Source organism: Pseudomonas sp. Bout1 (assembly GCF_034314165.1).
Classification (GTDB): Bacteria; Pseudomonadota; Gammaproteobacteria; order Pseudomonadales; family Pseudomonadaceae; genus Aquipseudomonas.
On the sequence record NZ_JAVIWK010000001.1, the window covers coordinates 3,109,497 to 3,126,886 of the forward strand.

Here is a 17,390-nt window from a genome sequence, read left to right on the forward strand (position 1 = left end):
GTGCGCTGCCCAAGGATACCCACCGATGTCCATCGGAAAAAATTTCGCCGGCGTCATCGCCTTCATGAAAGTGGCGGCCAGCGAAAGCTTCAGTGAGGCGGCTCGTGACCTGGGCATTTCAGTGCCATCGGTCAGCCGCAGCATTACGCGTCTGGAAACCCAACTGGCCATCAAGCTGCTCGAACGTACGACCCACAGTGTGGCTGTTACCCAGGAGGGGCGACGTTTTTTCGAAGAATGCCTGCCCAGCGTCGAGCACCTTTTGCGCGCTACCGAAGCGCTTAAGCAATCCACCCAGTCGCCGTCCGGCGTTGTGCGGGTGAGTTCTACCGTGGGTTTTGGGCGCAAGTGCATTGCGCCGCTGCTGGCCGGGTTTTGTAAGGCCCACCCGGACATCACCCTCGAGTTTGACCTGAACGATCGCCATGTGGATTTCGCCGAAGGCCGGGTGGATGTCGCGATTCGCAACGGGCGGCTGGAAGACGCCGATGTCATAGCAAAACAGCTGGCACCGATGAGTTTCGTCACCTGCGCCGCGCCCGAGTATCTGCAAGTGGCCGGTTACCCGCAGACCCTTGAGGACCTAGCGGCGCACAAGACCATCGCGTTTCGCCTGGCGCAATCGGGCAAGCCACATGTGTGGGAATTTGAAGTCGATGGGCAGTTCATGCGGCTGCCGTTGCCTTACAGCCAGTTGTTCAATGACCCGGAACTGGTGGCGCTCGCGGCGCTAGCCGGTGGCGGTGTGGCGCAGCTTGCCGGTTATCAGGCGCAGCACTGGATCGCGCAACAGCGCCTGGTGGTCTTGCTGCCGGGCTATAGGGCGCAGGCGCGGGGCAGGGGGCATTACATCTGCTATCGCCAGCGCGACAAGACGCCGCTGCGGGTCAAATTGTTCGTCGACTACATGGTGCAGGCCTTCCAGGCGTGACCATTGGGTAAAAGGCTTTTGCCAGGGCGGCTAATTGTCGAGGGCGCGATGACTGGGCACTCTCCGGGTGATATTTATCATCGGGAAATCGATATGTTAAGCAAAGCTATCAAACCCTGGCTGGAGTGGCTGTGGCTGCTGCCGTTCGCTGCGGCGCTGTACTATCCATGGGCGTTGACGTGGGGCAACCAGGCGCATCTGGCTGGTGCCGGCACTCCCGTCGTTCTGGCGCTGATCCTGAGCGCTTATGCGGTACCGCTGCTGGCATTTGCCTGCGTGTATGTCACCGGAGCCCAGCCGGCCATGAGCGCACGCCTGGTGCTGGCGCGGCGTTTGTCGTGCCTGGCGGTGGCCGCGCCGCCTGCGTATACGCTGATGGGCGTGGTGCTGTACCTGATGAAAATCTACGGCCACGACATCGCGGTATGGAGCGGGCTGTGGCTGGCACTGACGGGCTTTTTCGCGATGCTGTCTTCAACGGGGCCGACCATCAGCCTGGTGACCTCGGACAAGACCTACATCAAGCTGCGAGTCGCCCACGGCATCGCCTCCCTGGCAATCCTGTTGGTCTTCCTGGCGCCGCACCTGTTCAACCACCTTTTGGGCATACTGGGTACCGATGTGCACAAGTCGGTGATGGATACGCTGCGAGTGGTGTACCGCAATGGTGTGCTGGAACCGGTGATCATCGTCACGTTTTTCTTCCAGATTCTCAGCGGGTTGGTGCTGATTCGCCCGAAAACCGTCACGCGCGCCGACCTGCTGGACGCCTTGCAGACCGCGTCGGGTGCCTATCTCTCGCTGTTTATCGCGTCCCATATCAACTCGGTGTTTACCCTGGCGCGTTACTTCGGCACCGATACCGATTACGCCTGGGCGGTGGCCGAGCCGGTGGGGTTGCTGGCGGATCCTTGGAGCATTCGGCTGCTGCCGCATTACTCCCTGGCGGTGTTCCTGCTGACTGCGCATTTGGGCTGCGGATTGCGGGGCGTATTGCGTAACCACAACGTCAGCGAGACGCGCAGTTCGCTGGCGACCTGGCTGGTGATTGCGTTTGGCGGCGTGGTCACGGTCATGATTACCAGCGGCATGCTGGGTGTGCGGGTTTAGCCCGGTCTGCGCACTCGATAGAAGTATTGTCTTGTGTAATTAAAAAACGCACTTGGTGCTGTCGATCTGGGCGCTGTTGGCGTTTGTCCTGTTCAATCTGCAATGGGCCTCACGTCTGCTTGAGGCAGCGGCTGCGATGGACTGCGCAGCCCATCGCAGCTTCTGTCTCACTTGCGGGGCTGGATGCTGTAGGCGCAGCGCCGGTCTCCGGAAATCAGATGCTCGCACCGTTCCACCACGTTCTCCTCGCCAAGCGCCGCCTGGAAAATCTGCAACTCGGAGCGGCACAATCCCTGGCATTTTCGTGCGGCCACGCAGATAGGGCAGTGGTTTTCCACCAATAGCCAGCCATCGTCCAGCGGCTCCATCTGCGCCATGTACCCGGCGCGTTCGCGAATCTGCACCAGGATCTCGACTTTCTCCTGCAAGCTCGACGCGGCGGAGCAGGCCTGGATGTATTCGTGTTTGGCGGCCGCTTCCATGCTGGAGATGACTTTCTCCACGCCTTCGCTGCCAAAAACCCCTTCGATGGATTCGATAAGGTGCAACGTCAGCACGCTGTGGGCATCCGGGAATTTGCGCTGGGCGGTAGCGGTCAATGTCCACTTCAATGATGGCCGGCCGGCACCCGAGATGGGGGCCGAGACGCCGACGATCAACTCTGCGACCTGCAACTTCTGGATCTGCTGGCGGGCGGCCTCGGAGGTGATTTCCAGCAACGCAGCCAGGTCCGCGGTTTTCAGTGGGCCACGGGTCTTGAGCAGGAACAGGATGCGGTCCCCGGTGGATGCCGGATTGTCGTCGGTAGGTGTGGCGTTCATAGATCGGGCATAACCATGGAAGTGACCGGCTCATTTGACCACAGCACGCGGGTTGGGGCACGCGTGCCGAGTACCAACGGGTGGAATCACTCGCGGCAGAGCTGCGAACCAGTCTGCCGAGCATTGAACACATCGAGCATGAGCTGCGCTGAAGTCGGCGCTTCAACTTCCCGATTGAGGCACGGCTTTCTTGCCGGTCTTGCTGGCGGGGTGCTGGGGCGAGGTGCTTTTGTGGCGTGTACCCTTTACGCTTTTTGACGGTGCTGGTGCCTTGGTTTCAGCGTTATTACTTCCACCGCGATCGGCATCGGCTGGGCTGCTGGGGTAGGTGCCGGGGGGGAGTGCGGAGCCTGGGACGCTGTTGCCGCTCAAGGCGGGCGCCTCGGGGGCAGTGTCGTCGCCGAAGGCCGCGTAAACTGGGGAACCCAGTATGAGCGTCAAGCAGGCAACTAGTACGATCCTTTGGGAAATACGGGTCTTCATGACTCAATCCCTCTTGGCTATCAGGACCGAAGCCCGGAACTTATCCAGGCTTCGGCAACGCCTCAATCAAGACTTTTTGGAGCCAGGGGCGTGGCTGTGGGCCCCGCCTTTTTTGCCGGCTTCAGAAGCCTTTGCGCGGTCATTGGCGAAGTTGCCGCCTGAACCCTGGCCGCCGCTTTTGCGGGTGGTATCTTGCTGGTCCTTGTGACCAGCGCCTGGGGTGGTTTTTCCACTATTAGCCATTTTCAAAACCCTCAATGATGATGAGCGAATCAATGGTGTTGCCTAATTGGGAATCCGTAGGCCAAATCAAAGTTTGAAAAAGTTTGCCCGCATGCGACGAATGGACATCAAGCCGCCATTGGCTTGGTGCCGAGCGCTTTCTTTTGCGTGGCTTTCAGCGCTTCCATTTGCGCACCAAGCTCTTCGAGCAACGCTTTGCCCAGTAGCTTTCTCGCCTGTGGGAACATCTCGCTTTCTTCTTCCTCGATATGGTGCTCCAACAGTTCCTTGACCACTTTGACGCGCCCGGAAAACTCGGTGGTGGAAGGCGAAGTCTGTTTCAGGTCCGGCAAGACGAGGGAGTCGACGGTGCGATGTTCTTCCTTGGCTTCGTGGTACATGATTTCCTGATCCTTGCCCCCAGCCTTGCGAAAAGCCGGATAGAGGATCTCCTCCTCAAGGCGGGTGTGAAGGCTGATTTCCATCTCCAGTTTGGCCAGTAGCTCGGTGCGTTTCTTTACACCGCGCTCAGTGGATTCGCTCAGTTGGCTCAGGATGGCTTTGACACGTTCGTGGTCAGCCTTGAGAAGGTCAATGGCGTTCATGGGTGACACCTCACGGGTAGCGAAAGGGCGGGTCGAAATGCCCGCCTCGTCCACAGCTCTACAGCATGAGTTGTACCAATTTGAATCAGAAATTTATTTGTTTTCAAATCAAGCAATTACGTGAAATATAAACCGGCTTTGGTCGTGCAGGTTGCACGGTCACGTCGTGCGTTGCATGCATTAAACCATGCCTATCCGCCGCTGACTTTCCAGTGCTTGACGTCGTCTGCAAACACGATCTGTTCCACCTCATGGGCAATTCCGTAGGCCAGTGATTCGTGGGCAGCGATGACTTTTTCCTCGGCCGACAGGCACTTGAAGATGTCCAGGTGAGTTTCGGCAGTGGCGGTCTCCAGTTCGTAGATTTTCACGTAGCGGGCCAGGTCGTTGTCCAGGCTCGACAGGTATTCGCGCAGGCGCTGGTGGTCCACGGAGTTCTGGTTGAAGTACCAGTTCATCGGGTGGATCAAAAAGCGTGAGTGGGGCGTGGTGATCCGGCGACCGGCCGCAAGGAACATGATGATGCCCATGGATTCGATATTGCCCGCGTTGATCGCACACAGTGGCACCGGCAGGGACTTGAGGAATGTGTAGAGGGTGAAGCCGAAATTGGTGCTGCCACCCGTGGTCGACAGGTTCAGCAGCAACGAACTGGCGCCTTGCTCAATCGCCTCCAGGCAGCAATCACGAAAGCGCTCCGTGGTGCCCTGATCGATTTGGCAGTGAAAGTGGATGATGTGCTCAGTCATCCTGGGCCTCCGAGGGATGAGAGGTAACGTTGCGTTGAGTCTAGAAGGTTACGGCGCACGTGCCGCAACCGTTGGGCGAGAGCCATTCGTTGTAATTTTAATGAACCCTCGGGCGTGTTGCTTGACCTAATAAACACGACCTCAGGAGGTGAATCATGCAAATCGAATATGTCTGGATTGGCTTGGCGGTGATTCTGTTGCTGCTGGAACTGTGGGCGATCAACAGCGTGCTGCGCAGTGGCAGTGGCTGGGAAACCAAGGGCCTATGGGTGGTGGTGCTGATCTTCATGCCGCTGCTGGGGCTGCTGCTTTGGGCATTTTTTGGACCAAAGGGTGCGAACCGCGCGACGCACGCCACCGAACACGGCAAAGGCTGACGCAGAACAGGAAAAAAACAGGCGCCCGAGGGCGCCTGTTTGCATTGGCTGGTGTTAAGCCGCCAGTACTTTGGCAATTGCCTGGTTGAATGCCGGCAAATCATCGGGGGTGCGGGAGGTGATCAGTGTCCAGCCATTGGCCGGGCATTCCTTCACCTCTGCATCTACCCAGTTTTGCGCTCCGGCATTGACCAAATCGGTGCGCACGCTTTTGTAGGACGTGAGGGTCTTGCCGCGAATCACCCCGGCGTCAATCAGCGCCCACGGGCCGTGGCAGATGGCGGCTACGGTTTTCCCGGCCTGGACAAAATCATTGATCAGCCGCAATGCGTCGGGATCCTGGCGCAGGGTGTCGGCGTTGACGGTGCCGCCCGGGATGACCAATGCATCGAAATCAGCGCCGTGCAGCTCTGAAAGCTTGGCATCGGACTCCACCGTCTTGTCCTTCTCGGTGTCCTTGACAAAGGTCTGGGTGCTGCCACCTTTGCTGGAACCGTGGGTCACCGTGGCGCCAAAACCGCGCAGGCCTTCGAGGGGCTTGAGCAATTCGTCGCGCTCGATGCCGGTGTTGGAGGTGATGATCAGAATCTTCTTTCCGTGCAGTTGTGAACTCATGGTCGAGTGTCTCCTGAGTGATAAAGGATTAGTTGGCGTGCTGGGACTGCAGCTCCTTGGCCATCTTCAAATGGGCTTCGAGGGTAGGCAGGGTCTTCTCGGCGAAGGCCTTCAATTCGGCGTTGTCCGAGGACGCGGCTTCTTTTTTGAACAGTGCTACGGTGTCTTCGTGGGCCTTCACCTGGTTGTTGGCGTATGCCTTGTCGAAAGACTCGTCGCGAATTTCCAGAATCATTTTCTTGGCTTTGTCGGTCAGGGTGGCGTCATCCGGCACCTTGATGTCGAGCTTTGTCGCAAGGGCTGCCAGCTCCTGGTTAGCCTTGGAGTGGTCGGTAATCATGTGCTGGGCGAAAGCCTTGACGTCGGCGGCGCCGCTTTTTTCCAACGCCAGTTTGCCGGCCTCGACTTCGGTGATACCGCCTTGGGCGGCAGCGTCGACGAAGTCATTGGAAGTGGCTGCCATGGCGGTGCCAATCGTGCCCGCGACCAGCGCGAAGGTCAGTCCCATTTGTTTCATCAGCAGGTGGTTCATGATGCTTCTCCTGAGAAATGGCGCGATGCCGTTACCTGACTGTTGAGCGGGCATGCGGGCAAAAGGTTTAAATTAATTTGTGCTTATTTCTCGGGCCCGCTGCCTGGACAATTTCCTTGAACTATCGAAAAACCATGGGCTCTGCTGCATAACGGCTCCGTACTGGAGCGTGACTTTTCAAACGCAGGAGAACCCCTATGGGCACCCAAAAAACCGCCGACAAAACCCCCGATGCGATCAGCTCCGAACAGGCGCAGAAAGGTCGCCTTGTTGATGAACGCCTTGTTGATAAAGACGGCGGTGGCTTGCAGCGTCCCAACCCCAAGACCGAAACCGTCGATAAAGTCATCACGCCGTCATCCATCAAGGACACACAACGCCAAACCGACCGGATCAACGAGCAGGCATCCAAGGCCGAGCGCAAGCTGGGCGAGTGAAGCACGGAGGCAGTCATGGGGCGATCAATCAGCGCCGCTGAACTCGGTATACAGCTCAGGCCTGGCGATGACAGCGCATTGTTCAAGTGGTTTATCGCCAGCTTCCTGATGGGCAAGCGTATCCAGGCGCAAATCGCAGCCCAGGCGTACCACGTAATTGTGGTAAAGCATGGCCGCAATACCGCGCGCAAACTGCAGCACTGCACGTCACGCGAGTTGGTGGCCATGCTCGGCGAGGCGCATTACGTGCGTTACGACGAAACCACCGCGCAACGGCTGCTCGACCTGAGCAGCAAGTTGAACGCAGAGTACGCGGGCAAGATCAGCCAAATACGCGAGGCCAGCGCCGACCGTGGGGAGTTTGAACAACGCCTGAATCAGTTCGAGGGCGTCGGGCCGAAGACGGTGGAGATTTTTATGAAGGACGCCGCATCGGTGTTGTTCTGATGACGCTTTTTCTGGGCTGTGCCGGTTGGAGCCTGCCTCGTGAGCAATGGCCCCGATTTGCCAACCAGGGCACCCACCTGCAGCGTTACGCCGGGTGTTTGAACGCCGTTGAAATCAACAGTTCTTTTTACCGGCCCCATCGCCCGCAAACCTATGCACGATGGGCGCAATCAGTACCGCCGGGGTTTCGTTTCTCGGTCAAGGTGCCACGGCGTGTCACCCATGAATTGCGCCTGCACGGTTGTGATACCGCATTGGATGAGTTCCTCTCACAGTGCCTTCACCTGGGCGATCGCCTGGGTTGCCTGCTGGTGCAATTACCGCCTTCACTGAGTTATGACGCGATCACTGCTGCCGGTTTTTTCACGGCGTTACGCCTGCGCTTTGCGGGCAACGTGGTGCTTGAACCGCGGCATGTCAGTTGGGCTCAAGGCGAAGCTATATTGCAAGCGTTCCAGATAGGCCGGGTGGCCGCCGACCCACCGGTTATCGCTGAGGGTGACACACCAAAAGGCTGGCAAGGTGTGCGTTATTGGCGCCTGCACGGTTCGCCGCGTGTCTATCACAGTGCCTACGAAACCGATCGCTTATGGGCATTGAATGAGGTCCTGCGCGCCGCCATGAAAGAGGGTGTGCCAGCCTGGTGTATTTTTGACAATACGGCCAGCGGGCATGCGATAAGCGATGTGCTGGCCCTTCAGGCAATGCTCGCGTCTTAGATGTCCACCTGCATCACTTCCAGCCCCAGGCATTCATATGCCTCGACACTGCCAGGCGGTACGTGCCACTCGGTAATCAGCGTGTGAATGCGGCTGCACGGTGCCACCACAAATGGCTCCACGGCGCCCAGTTTGTCGGCCAGGGTCACTGCCACCACGTGGGAAGCGCTGTCGAGCATCGCCTGTTTCACCGCCACTTCCTCGAAGTGCAGCGAGCTGATACCAACCTGGGGATGCAGTGCGCAAACGCCGGTGAACAGCAGGTCGGCCTTGACGCCCTGGATCAGTCGCAATGCTTCGTGCCCGCTGGCGGCCATGGTCACCGGGTTGAGCTGGCCACCGGCGAGGATCACCGTGACGTTCGGGTGCTCGGACAGCGCGATGGCAATCATCGGTGAGTGGGTGACGGCAGTGAGCCGGATGGAATGCGGCAAGGACTGAGCGATTTGCAGGGTGGTGGTGCCCGAGTCGAACAGCACGATCTGGCCGTCTTCCACACGGTCGGCGGCGAGCTGCGCCAGGTGGCGTTTGGTCGCGGTGGTTTCGCCAAAACGGGTGAAGAAATCCTTGCCAGTGTCCTTGGGCCGGGGCAACGCACCGCCGTGCACGCGTTGCAGCAGGCCGGCGGCGGCCAGTTCGCCAAGGTCACGGCGGATGGTGTCCTGGGAGACGGCAAAATGGTCCACCAGTTCCGAGGCGGTGACTTTGCCGTCGCGCTCCAGCATCAGCAGGATTTTTTGTTTGCGCAAAGAAGGCAGGTCGACATCAGCGTGGATGTTTTGCATGTTTATGCTCGTTAGTGCGTGTTTGTGCGAGATTAATCAGCCTAAGGCAGAAACGCAATGGCAGAGGTGATCTGAATGCTGTCCTGTTCCGAGAGCACCTACAGGGCCAATGGAGCGAAATTCGCGCACCGTAGGGCTATAAGGATATTCGTGATACGACGCAGGAGATTTTGCTGCCAGGAGGCTTTCCGGCAGGAGGCTCATCAGCAAAAAAATCGTAAAAAAGTAAAAAGAGTTGTCCACGAAAACCGTGGGTATCTCTGTGGATAACTTCCCTTGAGCCCGGCGGGTATGGCGATTTAACCCGCGGTTAATATTTGATCAGTCGCCGTTTATGGCCAGTATGGGCAGGCTTTTCGCCTTGACAGGCACTGGTCAAACCGGTGCCGGAATGCAGGTTTACGAGTTGTTCGGGCGCACGGTGGAGGGGCCGGCGATCTGGGTTGGCCGCTTGGATTGCATCAGGCTGTCCAGTGCCTGCCGGTAGCTGCTGCCGCCGAGGCGCATGCTGTCGTTATGGCTGGCACCGGGCACCAGCAACAGGCGTTTTGGCTCGTGTGCGGCATCAAACAATTGCTGGCTGAAACGTGGGGGCACAAAGGCGTCGGCGAGCCCGTGCACGACCAGCAGCGGCATGTGGATATCGGCGATCTTGTCGATGGAGTCGAATTTCTGTGAGAGCAGCCAGCGTACCGGAAGTGAGGTGTTGGCCACCGCTGTGGCCACATCCGCCAAGGAGGTGAATGTGGACTCGATTACCAACCCGCGCACCGGGGGCGGCATATGGTTACCCGCCGCCTGCTTGCCCAACTCTGCCGCCAGGTCGATGGCCACCGCGCCGCCCAGTGAGTGCCCATAGATCACGCGTTTGGCGGGGTCGGGTTGCAATACCTGGAAGCGTTCCCAGGCAATGCGGGCATCTTCGTAAACGCTGGTTTCGGAGGGCAAATCACCCTGGCTCTGACCGAAGCCGCGGTAGTCGATGGCCAGCACCGAAAAGCCCAGGGCCCGCAGCTGTTCGATGCGAAACAGCTGACCGGTGAGGTTCCAGCGTACGCCGTGCAGGTAGAGGATCGCCGGGGCGTCCTTCTGCGCAGCCGGCCACCACCAGCCATGAATATTTTGCCCTGACTTGAAACTCGAAGGTTTCAGGTCGAACTCCTGCACGTCACGCGGTAACCCGCTGTACCAACTGGCCGTGCCCGGTTCGACGCGAAACAGCAGTTCGCGCTCCTTGTGTTGCAACACTGCGCAACTCACCGGCAGGCCAATGATCACGGTGGCCATGCACAGCAGGGGAAACCAGCGCAGGCCGAGGCGGGAAAGAAAACGTGAAAACATGAAGGTTCCAGGACAGAGGCGAAGCACGGGTTTTAACAGATGCCCTGGCCGCGCAGGAAATATTTAGACAGTCGTCACTGAGCATTGCTTGCAAAGTATTACAGCACTCCTTCCAGTACGCAGAAGAAGTGCGCGGGTAACGGCGAAGAATTGTCGGTGCGCCAATTGAGGTAGAGCCCGATGCTGGACGACGCGGCGGTGAGGGGAAGAAACACCACCTTGTCACTGCTTATCGAACGGGCGATCGACTCCGGCACCAGCGCCACGCCAAACCCGCAGGCCACGAGGCCGATCAGGGTGTGCAACTGATCCGCTTCCTGGACCACGCGCGGGTAGAAGCCTGCGGCCTCGCACAAGGCGATCAACTGCTGGTGATAGCCACTGCCCAAAACCTGTGGCGTGAACACGAAATCGGTATCGGCGAAATCCCGCAGCTCGACAGCGGCGTCGCCGGCGTGGGGATGGTCACAGGGCAGCGCCATCAGGATCGGCTCATCCAGCAGCAGGCGGGACTCGAGGTTGTCTGCCTGGCCCGGCAGATAACGCAGGAACGCGATATCCGCATCGCCGTCCAGTAGCGCCTTGGCCTGGCGGGCGGAAGGCATTTCCTTGATCACCAACCGAACCTTGGGAAACGCCAGGCGAAACTGCTTGAGGGTGTCGAGCAACCATGGGTAGCCGGCAATCGACACCGAGGTGACGGTGAGTGTACCGGCGATGCCTTGGGACACCTGTCGGGCGTGTTCGACGCCGTGTTGCAATTGCCCGAGCACGCTGTACGCCGTTTGAACAAACGCCGCCCCGGCTGGCAGCAATTGCACGCCACGCCGGTCACGCGCCAGCAGCGCAAACCCGAGCTTATCTTCCAGCCGATTGATCGCCTGGCTTAACGCCGGCTGCGCCATATGCAGGCGTAGCGCGGCCTTGTGAAAGTGCAGCTCTTCGGCGACGGCAATGAATTGGCGCAGCAGGCGGGTTTCGATCATCTGGGCTGTTCCTTCAGGTAGATGGAGCCTGTGGGGCTTGATACGCCGTGGGTATCAATACCGCTGTTGTTCAGTATTAAACAGAGCGGTCACGGGTTGTTAGGGTGGAGTGCCTATCAGGAGAACACAACGATGGACTTTACAGGTAAAACCGCAATCGTGACCGGTGCCGCCCGGGGCTTGGGGTTCAGTTATGCACGTGAGTTGGCACGCCTGGGAGCGCAGGTGGTGATCAGTGATATTGGGGCCGACACGCAAGGCGAGGGTGCTGATCCGCAAGTGGTTTTGACCGCCGCGCTGGCGCTTCAGAATGAAGGTTTACAGGTGGTTGGCCACACGGGCGACCTGTGCCATGAAGCGGGTTGCCGAGAACTGATCGAATGCGCCATCTCGCATTTCGGACAGCTCGATATTCTGATCCACAATGCTGGCTGGGTCGGCTATCAACCCATTGAGGACGCCGACGAGGCGATTATCCGGCGAGCGATGGGCATCAATGCCTACGCACCGATATGGCTGGCCAAGCACGCCTGGCGCTACCTCAGGCAATCCGCCGCGCCACGCATCGTGCTGACCACTTCTGACCGTGCGATGTACACACAATACGCCCAGCCGGGGTTGGTGGCCTACAGCGCGGGCAAGATGGCGCAGTTGGGAATCATGAATGCGCTGAGTGGGGAAGGGGCCGAGGCTGGGATCCTGGTCAATGCCATCTCGCCTGTGGCCAAGACTCGTCTGTGGGGCGTGACCGGCGAGCCTGACAACCTCAAGCCCGAATGGGTGACGCCCGGGGTGATTTTCCTGGCCTCGGCGTTGTGCCAGGACAGCGGCTACATCGTGCGCGCCAGTAATGGCCAGTTTACCGCGACGCGTTTTGCCGAGAATCCGGATGTCGGGTACCCGATTGACCTGGCGCGGGTTAAAGCGTCGGATGCGACGCAAGTCGCGGCGTTATGGGGGGCTATCAAGGACTGTTGACGGGTCACGCGAGATACAGCGTCAGCCCTTGGGCTTCATAGGGTTGCAGCAGTGCACGGGGGGTACTGGCCAACGCGACGATCGCGCTGACCTGTGCCAGCTCTGCCACCTGGTAGGGCGATGCGGTATTGAGCTTTTCTGAGGTGGCCAGCACGATGGTTTCTGCGGCGGCGTGGCATAACGCGCGCTTGATCACTGCCTCTTCATAGTCGCCGGTAGACAAGCCTGCACTGGGGTGCACGCTGCACACTCCCATGAAATACAGGTCTGCATTTATCCGCCCGATGGCCTCCAGCGTGGCCGCGCCCACCCCTACCAGCGAGTGGCGAAACAAGCGTCCGCCGAGCATGATGACTTCAATCTGTGGGTGCCCCACCAGCGCCATGGCAATCGAGGGGCTGTGTGTGATCACCGTGGCGCCCAAGTCCTTTGGCAAGTGATGGGCCAGTTGCAGGCAGGTGGTACCGCCATCGATAAACACCACCTGTCCGGGCTGCACAATTTGCGCGGCCGCACGGCCAATGGTGATTTTTTCTTCGGGAACCAGGTGCTCGCGCACCGAAAAATCCGCCATTGCGGGCGAAGCCGGCAAGGCGCCGCCGTGCACCCGCAGCAACAAACCTTCCTTGGCCATCTCTCGCAGGTCGCGGCGTATTGTGTCTTCGGAAACCTCCAGTGCCTGGCTCAACTCTTTGGCCACCAGCCGGCCGTCGCGGTGCAGCGTATCCAGCAGATGTTGTTTACGTTGTTGGGTCAACATGGGTGGCTTCCTGCACGTTTTTTCTTGACTGTGCACGATTTTGCACGACATGCTGAATAACACAAGACAAAAAGGTCCTGCCATGGAAAACAGCCCTGTTCGCATTCAGGCCGAAGAATTGCTCTCGGATAACTGGTATGTGCTGAAGAAGTACACCTTTGACCTGCGCCGCCGCGACGGCAGGTGGCAGTCGCAGACCCGTGAAATCTATGACCGGGGCAATGGCGCGACGGTTCTGCTGTACAACCGCGAGCGGCGCACGGTGTTGCTGATTCGTCAGTTTCGCATGCCCACCTATGTCAACGGTTACCACGGCTACTTGATCGAGTCCGCTGCTGGTTTGCTGGACAATGCCAGCCCTGAGGAACGTATTCGCCTGGAGGCGGAAGAAGAGACGGGGTACCGCGTGGGTCACGTGGAAAAAATCTATTCGGCGTTCATGAGTCCGGGTTCGGTGACTGAGCGCATTCACTTTTTTATCGGCGAATACCGGCCGGGTGACCGGGTTGGTGAGGGTGGTGGGCTGGAGGATGAGGGTGAGGATATCGAGGTACTCGAACTGGGGTTCGAGGCCGCCCTGGCCATGGTACACAGCGCTGAGATTGTCGATGGCAAGACCATCATGCTGTTGCAGTATCTTGAGTTGCGGATGTTAAAAGAGGGTTGGTGAGGTCGGTTGCGTTTTGTTTGTGGGCGGGGTGTTTGCCGGGGGCTGTGGGGGGAGGGTTTTTGGGGGTAGATCCGTTATTTGGGTAACGGCTACTTAGGGTTCCGCTCTTACAGCGGGTCACTTTTGAAAAGCGCAAAAGTAACCAAAACGCTCTGCCCCGCCTGTCGGCGCCTCGCCTAGGCTCGGCGTTCCCTCACTCCGGAATTGCTCCGCGGGCCGCCGCGACGGCCCGTCCCTGGCCCGTCGCGGCTAAACCGGCGTCCTGCCGGTTTACCCGCTCCTCAATCCCTGCGTTCGGCCTCGGGCTGAATGGGGCAGTCAGATCAAGATCAAGAGCAAGAGCACGGCGGCCTGAAAGCCGACCTGAGTGTTAAAAGCCAGGGCAAAAGCTGTAGGAGCTGGCTTGCCGGCGATGCAGGCGACTCGGTCTTTCAGATACACAGAGGCGATGCCATCGCCGGCAAGCCAGCTCCTACAGTTGAACCGTGCCTGCTTTAGCTTTTGATCTGGCTTTTAACACTCAAGCCGGCCTGTAGGCCGCTGTGTTCTTGATCTGCTTGTGATCTTGATCTTAGGCGCCCCGTCAACCACGCTGGCCGAACGCAGCTATTACGGAGCGGGTAAACCGGCAGGACGCCGGTTTACCCGCGACGGGGCAGGGACGGGCCGTCGCGGCGGCCTGAAAGCCGACCTGAGTGTTAAAAGCCAGAGCAAAAGCTGTAGGAGCTGGCTTGCCGGCGATGCAGGCGACTCGGTTTTTCAGACACACCGCGGCGATGCCATCGCCGGCAAGCCAGCTCCTACAGTTGAACCGTGCCTGCTTTAGCTTTTGATCTGGCTTTTAACACTCAAGCCGGCCTGTAGGCCGCTGTGTTTTTGATCTGCTTGTGATCTTGATCTTAGGCGCCCCGTCAACCACGCTGGCCGAACGCAGGTATTACGGAGCGGGTAAACCGGCAGGACGCCGGTTTAGCCGCGACGGGCCAGGGACGGGCCGTCGCGGCGGCCCGCGGAGTAATGCCTGCGTTCGGGCACACCGAGCCTAAGCGAGGTGCCGAGTGGTGGGGCAAGAGCCTTTTGGTTACTTTTGGGCTCCTTTCAAAAGTGACCCGCCGTAAGGGCGGAACCCATACCAGCCCTAACAAAAAAAACGGATATGCCCCCAACCACCATCACCCCAACTTCACATCCATGGTTATCCGCGCGGTAAACACCAATTTCCCCTCCGCATCCAGTATCTCGACCGGCACTACCTTGTCCCCCGGCGTCTGCCAGTCAACCCCCTCGCCACTGGCCGTCGCCGTCACACTGCTTTTGGCCTTGGCCAGGTACTCCACCGTCATCCCCTTGGGAATCCAGCGCGCACCCGGTGGTATGGAAACGTCAGTCATGGTGCCCGCTGCCAACTCCGCAGCGTTGCACATGGCGATCGCATGCACGGTCCCCAGGTGGTTGGTAATCGCCTTGCTGAACGGCACCTCCACCGACGCCAACCCCGGACGCAACTGCGTCATCAGGGGGTTGATGGTGCTGAAGTAGGGCGCCATCTGGCACGCCATTTTGCTGAACGCTTCGGCACCGACGCTGTTGTACAGGCTCAGGTATTGACTCATGGGGCTGCCTCGCTGATGAGTTAAGTTTACGGAACAAAATTCCGTTACAGAATAATATTCTGTAACGGAACAGTATTCTGCAAAAGGGAAATCTGTCAAGCTGCCCAGACGTACCCCGTTCAATGATTGAGTTCGTGTTCAGCATGCAAACCCCGGATCTGCTCCAGCGTTGCTTCCCTGGCCGAAGGGCCGAATTGAAGCGCGATATCTTCAAGACCGCACTCGACCTGTTCAACGAACAAGGCCTTGAAGCCACCACCATCGAGATGATTCGCGCGCAGTGCGACACCAGCGTGGGCGCGATCTATCACCACTTCGGTAACAAGGAAGGCCTGGTCGCCGCGTTGTTTTTTAACGCGCTGGAGGATCAGGCCGAATTGCGCGCACGCTATCTTGCGTCGGCCGAGACGGCGAAGGAGGGTGTGTATGCGCTTGTCCACAGCTACGTCGACTGGGTGGACAGCGAACCGCAATGGGCGCGCTTCCAGTACCACGCGCGCTTCGCCGTGACCAAGGGGCCGTTCGCCGCCGAGCTGGAAAACCGCAACCAGGCACGTAATGCCTTACTCAAGGAATGGATGGACCAGCCCGGCCGTGGTGACCAGCTCAATCAGGTGCCCGGCGAACTGTTGCCGTCGTTGATCATCGGCCAGGCCGACAGTTATTGCCGTGCCTGGCTAGCCGGGCGGGCAGCCAGTAGCCCGCGGCTCTACCGCGAGGCCCTGGCCGAGGCCGCATGGCGTTCGGTGAGTGGCGCTTAGTCCGCCCACTGCATTACGCGCACGGCGCCATGGCCAGCCCGTTGGCCGAGCAGTAGGTGAGGGCGTGCGCGCACTTTTCGATGATCCTCAGCTGAGGTCAGCGCACCAGGCACGGCCGTTTGTTATCAAACGCCCAGCCCGGAATCATGAACTGCATCGCCACGCTGTCATTGCGCGCACCCAGGCCCATGCCCTTGTACAGCTCGTGAGCCTGGGCCACGGCGTCCATGTCGATGTCCACACCCAGGCCCGGTTTGGCCGGTACCCGGATATGGCCGTCGACAATCTTCAATGGGGCCTGGGTCAGCCGCTGGCCGTCCTGCCAGATCCAGTGGGTGTCAATGGCAGTGATTTCTCCCGGCGCGGCGGCGGCTACCTGGGTGAACATCGCCAGGGAAATGTCGAAGTGATTGTTGGAGTGCGAGCCCCAGGTCAGGCCCCATTCATGGCACATCTGCGCCACCCGCACCGAGCCTTGCATGGTCCAGAAGTGCGGGTCGGCGAGGGGAATATCCACCGACTGCAACTGGATCGCGTGGCCCATCTCCCGCCAGTCGGTGGCGATCATGTTGGTGGCGGTAGGCAGCCCGGTGGCACGCCGGAACTCCGCCATGACTTCGCGCCCGGAGTAACCGTTTTCTGCACCGCAAGGGTCTTCGGCGTAGGCCAGTACGTGATGTTGATCGCGGCACAGGGCGATGGCTTCTTTCAGCGACCAGGCGCCGTTTGGGTCCAGGGTGATGCGTGCATCGGGGAAGCGCTCGGCCAGGGCGGTGACCGCTTCGATTTCTTCGGCGCCGCGCAGTACGCCGCCCTTGAGTTTGAAGTCATTGAAGCCGTATTGCGCCTTGGCGGCTTCGGCCAGGCGTACGATGGATTCGGGCGTCATGGCTTGCTCGTGACGCAGGCGGAACCAGTCTTCGGCGTTGTCTTCGCTGCGATACGCAAGGTCGGTTTGCTGACGATCGCCAACGTAGAACAGGTAGCCGAGCATCTTCACCGCATCGCGCTGCTGACCTTCGCCCAGCAGCGCGGCCACCGGCACTTCGAGAAATTGGCCGAGCAAATCCAGCAGTGCCGCTTCCATCGCCGTAACGGCATGAATGGTGATACGCAGGTCAAACGTCTGCAAACCCCGGCCGGCTGAATCCCGCGCGGCGAAGGTTTGGCGCATGGCGTTGAGGATGCTCTGGTATTGGCCGATAGGTTTGCCGATCACCAGGCTGCGAGCGTCTTCCAGGGTTTCGCGGATGCGTTCGCCGCCCGGTACTTCGCCGACCCCGGTACGGCCGGCGCTGTCGGTGAGAATCACAATATTACGGGTGAAAAACGGCCCGTGGGCGCCGCTGAGGTTGAGCAGCATGCTGTCGTGGCCGGCCACCGGGATGACTTGCAGGCCGGTAACAAGCGGTGCGCTGGCCGCGTGGTGCTGGTGTTCTGTGTTCATT

General features: G+C 59.5%; 20 protein-coding genes and 1 pseudogene. 9 read left to right on the plus strand and 12 right to left on the minus strand.

Annotated features, from left to right (window positions below; translation table 11 throughout):
- Positions 1-25: 25 nt before the first annotated feature.
- Both RGV33_RS14580 and RGV33_RS14585 read left to right on the plus strand, forming a co-directional pair.
- Positions 26-931, plus strand: coding sequence for a LysR family transcriptional regulator (locus RGV33_RS14580; protein ID WP_322144857.1), 906 nt, complete (start codon positions 26-28; stop codon positions 929-931).
- Between the two features lie 93 nt (positions 932-1,024).
- Complete coding sequence (locus tag RGV33_RS14585; protein ID WP_322144858.1) at positions 1,025-2,041, plus strand: hypothetical protein; 1,017 nt, start codon at positions 1,025-1,027, stop codon at positions 2,039-2,041.
- 167 nt (positions 2,042-2,208) lie between these two features.
- On the opposite strand, the gene RGV33_RS14590 is transcribed toward RGV33_RS14585, so the two are convergent.
- From RGV33_RS14590 to RGV33_RS14610, 4 genes and pseudogenes are all read right to left on the minus strand, one after another.
- Complete coding sequence (locus tag RGV33_RS14590) at positions 2,209-2,862, minus strand: metalloregulator ArsR/SmtB family transcription factor (RefSeq protein ID WP_322144859.1); 654 nt, start codon at positions 2,860-2,862, stop codon at positions 2,209-2,211.
- A gap of 549 nt (positions 2,863-3,411) precedes the next feature.
- Positions 3,412-3,525: pseudogene (locus tag RGV33_RS14600) on the minus strand (general stress protein); the annotation flags it as partial.
- 170 nt (positions 3,526-3,695) lie between these two features.
- Positions 3,696-4,172, minus strand: coding sequence for a hemerythrin domain-containing protein (locus tag RGV33_RS14605; RefSeq protein ID WP_322144861.1), 477 nt, complete (start codon positions 4,170-4,172; stop codon positions 3,696-3,698).
- 191 nt (positions 4,173-4,363) lie between these two features.
- Positions 4,364-4,921, minus strand: coding sequence for an ATP-dependent Clp protease proteolytic subunit (locus RGV33_RS14610; protein ID WP_322144862.1), 558 nt, complete (start codon positions 4,919-4,921; stop codon positions 4,364-4,366).
- Positions 4,922-5,076: 155 nt separating this feature from the next.
- Here RGV33_RS14610 and RGV33_RS14615 point away from each other — a divergent pair, with 155 nt between their 5' ends.
- Positions 5,077-5,298, plus strand: coding sequence for a PLD nuclease N-terminal domain-containing protein (locus RGV33_RS14615; RefSeq protein ID WP_322144863.1), 222 nt, complete (start codon positions 5,077-5,079; stop codon positions 5,296-5,298).
- Between the two features lie 54 nt (positions 5,299-5,352).
- On the opposite strand, the gene RGV33_RS14620 is transcribed toward RGV33_RS14615, so the two are convergent.
- Positions 5,353-5,913 (minus strand): type 1 glutamine amidotransferase domain-containing protein, encoded by a 561-nt coding sequence (locus RGV33_RS14620; RefSeq protein ID WP_322144864.1) that lies wholly within the window; start codon positions 5,911-5,913, stop codon positions 5,353-5,355.
- Between the two features lie 28 nt (positions 5,914-5,941).
- The gene (locus RGV33_RS14625; RefSeq protein WP_322144865.1) at positions 5,942-6,445 is read right to left on the minus strand and encodes a DUF4142 domain-containing protein; all 504 of its coding nucleotides are present in this window, start codon (positions 6,443-6,445) and stop codon (positions 5,942-5,944) included.
- A gap of 197 nt (positions 6,446-6,642) precedes the next feature.
- Between RGV33_RS14625 and RGV33_RS14630 the strand changes: the two genes are divergently transcribed.
- From RGV33_RS14630 to RGV33_RS14640, 3 genes are read left to right on the plus strand one after another with little or no spacing between them, the layout of a single operon-like run.
- Positions 6,643-6,882 carry a hypothetical protein gene (locus RGV33_RS14630; RefSeq protein ID WP_322144866.1) on the plus strand — a complete coding sequence of 80 codons (240 nt, stop codon included), beginning with the start codon at positions 6,643-6,645 and terminating at the stop codon, positions 6,880-6,882.
- Positions 6,883-6,897: 15 nt separating this feature from the next.
- A complete protein-coding gene (locus RGV33_RS14635; protein WP_322144867.1) occupies positions 6,898-7,329 on the plus strand; it encodes a DNA methylase in 432 nt (143 codons plus the stop codon).
- Positions 7,329-8,048, plus strand: coding sequence for a DUF72 domain-containing protein (locus RGV33_RS14640; RefSeq protein ID WP_322144868.1), 720 nt, complete (start codon positions 7,329-7,331; stop codon positions 8,046-8,048). The genes RGV33_RS14635 and RGV33_RS14640 overlap by 1 nt, the downstream gene beginning before the upstream one ends.
- On the opposite strand, the gene RGV33_RS14645 is transcribed toward RGV33_RS14640, so the two are convergent.
- The 3 genes from RGV33_RS14645 to RGV33_RS14655 all read right to left on the minus strand — a co-directional run bounded on the left by RGV33_RS14645 (position 8,045) and on the right by RGV33_RS14655 (position 11,160).
- Positions 8,045-8,833: a DeoR/GlpR family DNA-binding transcription regulator gene (locus RGV33_RS14645; protein WP_322144869.1), complete on the minus strand. Its 789-nt coding sequence runs from the start codon at positions 8,831-8,833 to the stop codon at positions 8,045-8,047. The two genes, RGV33_RS14640 and RGV33_RS14645, sit on opposite strands and share 4 nt — an antisense overlap.
- Before the next feature lie 399 nt (positions 8,834-9,232).
- Complete coding sequence (locus tag RGV33_RS14650) at positions 9,233-10,174, minus strand: alpha/beta hydrolase (RefSeq protein WP_322144870.1); 942 nt, start codon at positions 10,172-10,174, stop codon at positions 9,233-9,235.
- A 98-nt stretch (positions 10,175-10,272) separates the two neighbouring features.
- Positions 10,273-11,160 (minus strand): LysR family transcriptional regulator, encoded by an 888-nt coding sequence (locus tag RGV33_RS14655; RefSeq protein WP_322144871.1) that lies wholly within the window; start codon positions 11,158-11,160, stop codon positions 10,273-10,275.
- A gap of 132 nt (positions 11,161-11,292) precedes the next feature.
- Here RGV33_RS14655 and RGV33_RS14660 point away from each other — a divergent pair, with 132 nt between their 5' ends.
- Positions 11,293-12,138, plus strand: coding sequence for an SDR family oxidoreductase (locus RGV33_RS14660; protein ID WP_322144872.1), 846 nt, complete (start codon positions 11,293-11,295; stop codon positions 12,136-12,138).
- A 4-nt stretch (positions 12,139-12,142) separates the two neighbouring features.
- On the opposite strand, the gene RGV33_RS14665 is transcribed toward RGV33_RS14660, so the two are convergent.
- A complete protein-coding gene (locus RGV33_RS14665) occupies positions 12,143-12,898 on the minus strand; it encodes a DeoR/GlpR family DNA-binding transcription regulator (RefSeq protein ID WP_322144873.1) in 756 nt (251 codons plus the stop codon).
- A gap of 82 nt (positions 12,899-12,980) precedes the next feature.
- On the opposite strand from RGV33_RS14665, the gene nudK reads away from it, so the two are divergent.
- Complete coding sequence (gene nudK / locus RGV33_RS14670) at positions 12,981-13,568, plus strand: GDP-mannose pyrophosphatase NudK (protein WP_322144874.1); 588 nt, start codon at positions 12,981-12,983, stop codon at positions 13,566-13,568.
- Positions 13,569-14,740: 1,172 nt separating this feature from the next.
- Here the strand turns inward: nudK and RGV33_RS14675 are convergent.
- Complete coding sequence (locus tag RGV33_RS14675; RefSeq protein ID WP_322144875.1) at positions 14,741-15,181, minus strand: hotdog fold domain-containing protein; 441 nt, start codon at positions 15,179-15,181, stop codon at positions 14,741-14,743.
- A 143-nt stretch (positions 15,182-15,324) separates the two neighbouring features.
- Here RGV33_RS14675 and RGV33_RS14680 point away from each other — a divergent pair, with 143 nt between their 5' ends.
- Positions 15,325-15,942: a TetR/AcrR family transcriptional regulator gene (locus RGV33_RS14680; RefSeq protein ID WP_322148676.1), complete on the plus strand. Its 618-nt coding sequence runs from the start codon at positions 15,325-15,327 to the stop codon at positions 15,940-15,942.
- Between the two features lie 97 nt (positions 15,943-16,039).
- On the opposite strand, the gene gudD is transcribed toward RGV33_RS14680, so the two are convergent.
- Positions 16,040-17,389 (minus strand): glucarate dehydratase, encoded by a 1,350-nt coding sequence (gene gudD, locus RGV33_RS14685; RefSeq protein WP_322144876.1) that lies wholly within the window; start codon positions 17,387-17,389, stop codon positions 16,040-16,042.
- Position 17,390 lies beyond the last annotated feature (1 nt).

Excerpts from the sequence above, each read along its gene's own strand:
- RGV33_RS14675 (WP_322144875.1), bottom strand. The coding sequence starts at position 15,181 with ATGAGTCAATACCTGAGCCTGTACAACAGCGTCGGTGCCGAAGCGTTC.
- RGV33_RS14610 (WP_322144862.1), bottom strand. The coding sequence starts at position 4,921 with ATGACTGAGCACATCATCCACTTTCACTGCCAAATCGATCAGGGCACC.
- RGV33_RS14590 (WP_322144859.1), bottom strand. The coding sequence starts at position 2,862 with ATGAACGCCACACCTACCGACGACAATCCGGCATCCACCGGGGACCGC.
- RGV33_RS14585 (WP_322144858.1), top strand. The coding sequence starts at position 1,025 with ATGTTAAGCAAAGCTATCAAACCCTGGCTGGAGTGGCTGTGGCTGCTG.
- RGV33_RS14660 (WP_322144872.1), top strand. The coding sequence starts at position 11,293 with ATGGACTTTACAGGTAAAACCGCAATCGTGACCGGTGCCGCCCGGGGC.
- gudD (WP_322144876.1), bottom strand. The coding sequence starts at position 17,389 with ATGAACACAGAACACCAGCACCACGCGGCCAGCGCACCGCTTGTTACC.
- RGV33_RS14605 (WP_322144861.1), bottom strand. The coding sequence starts at position 4,172 with ATGAACGCCATTGACCTTCTCAAGGCTGACCACGAACGTGTCAAAGCC.
- RGV33_RS14625 (WP_322144865.1), bottom strand. The coding sequence starts at position 6,445 with ATGAACCACCTGCTGATGAAACAAATGGGACTGACCTTCGCGCTGGTC.
- RGV33_RS14620 (WP_322144864.1), bottom strand. The coding sequence starts at position 5,913 with ATGAGTTCACAACTGCACGGAAAGAAGATTCTGATCATCACCTCCAAC.
- RGV33_RS14640 (WP_322144868.1), top strand. The coding sequence starts at position 7,329 with ATGACGCTTTTTCTGGGCTGTGCCGGTTGGAGCCTGCCTCGTGAGCAA.
- nudK (WP_322144874.1), top strand. The coding sequence starts at position 12,981 with ATGGAAAACAGCCCTGTTCGCATTCAGGCCGAAGAATTGCTCTCGGAT.
- RGV33_RS14665 (WP_322144873.1), bottom strand. The coding sequence starts at position 12,898 with ATGTTGACCCAACAACGTAAACAACATCTGCTGGATACGCTGCACCGC.
- RGV33_RS14635 (WP_322144867.1), top strand. The coding sequence starts at position 6,898 with ATGGGGCGATCAATCAGCGCCGCTGAACTCGGTATACAGCTCAGGCCT.
- RGV33_RS14645 (WP_322144869.1), bottom strand. The coding sequence starts at position 8,833 with ATGCAAAACATCCACGCTGATGTCGACCTGCCTTCTTTGCGCAAACAA.
- RGV33_RS14680 (WP_322148676.1), top strand. The coding sequence starts at position 15,325 with ATGCAAACCCCGGATCTGCTCCAGCGTTGCTTCCCTGGCCGAAGGGCC.
- RGV33_RS14580 (WP_322144857.1), top strand. The coding sequence starts at position 26 with ATGTCCATCGGAAAAAATTTCGCCGGCGTCATCGCCTTCATGAAAGTG.
- RGV33_RS14655 (WP_322144871.1), bottom strand. The coding sequence starts at position 11,160 with ATGATCGAAACCCGCCTGCTGCGCCAATTCATTGCCGTCGCCGAAGAG.
- RGV33_RS14615 (WP_322144863.1), top strand. The coding sequence starts at position 5,077 with ATGCAAATCGAATATGTCTGGATTGGCTTGGCGGTGATTCTGTTGCTG.
- RGV33_RS14630 (WP_322144866.1), top strand. The coding sequence starts at position 6,643 with ATGGGCACCCAAAAAACCGCCGACAAAACCCCCGATGCGATCAGCTCC.
- RGV33_RS14650 (WP_322144870.1), bottom strand. The coding sequence starts at position 10,174 with ATGTTTTCACGTTTTCTTTCCCGCCTCGGCCTGCGCTGGTTTCCCCTG.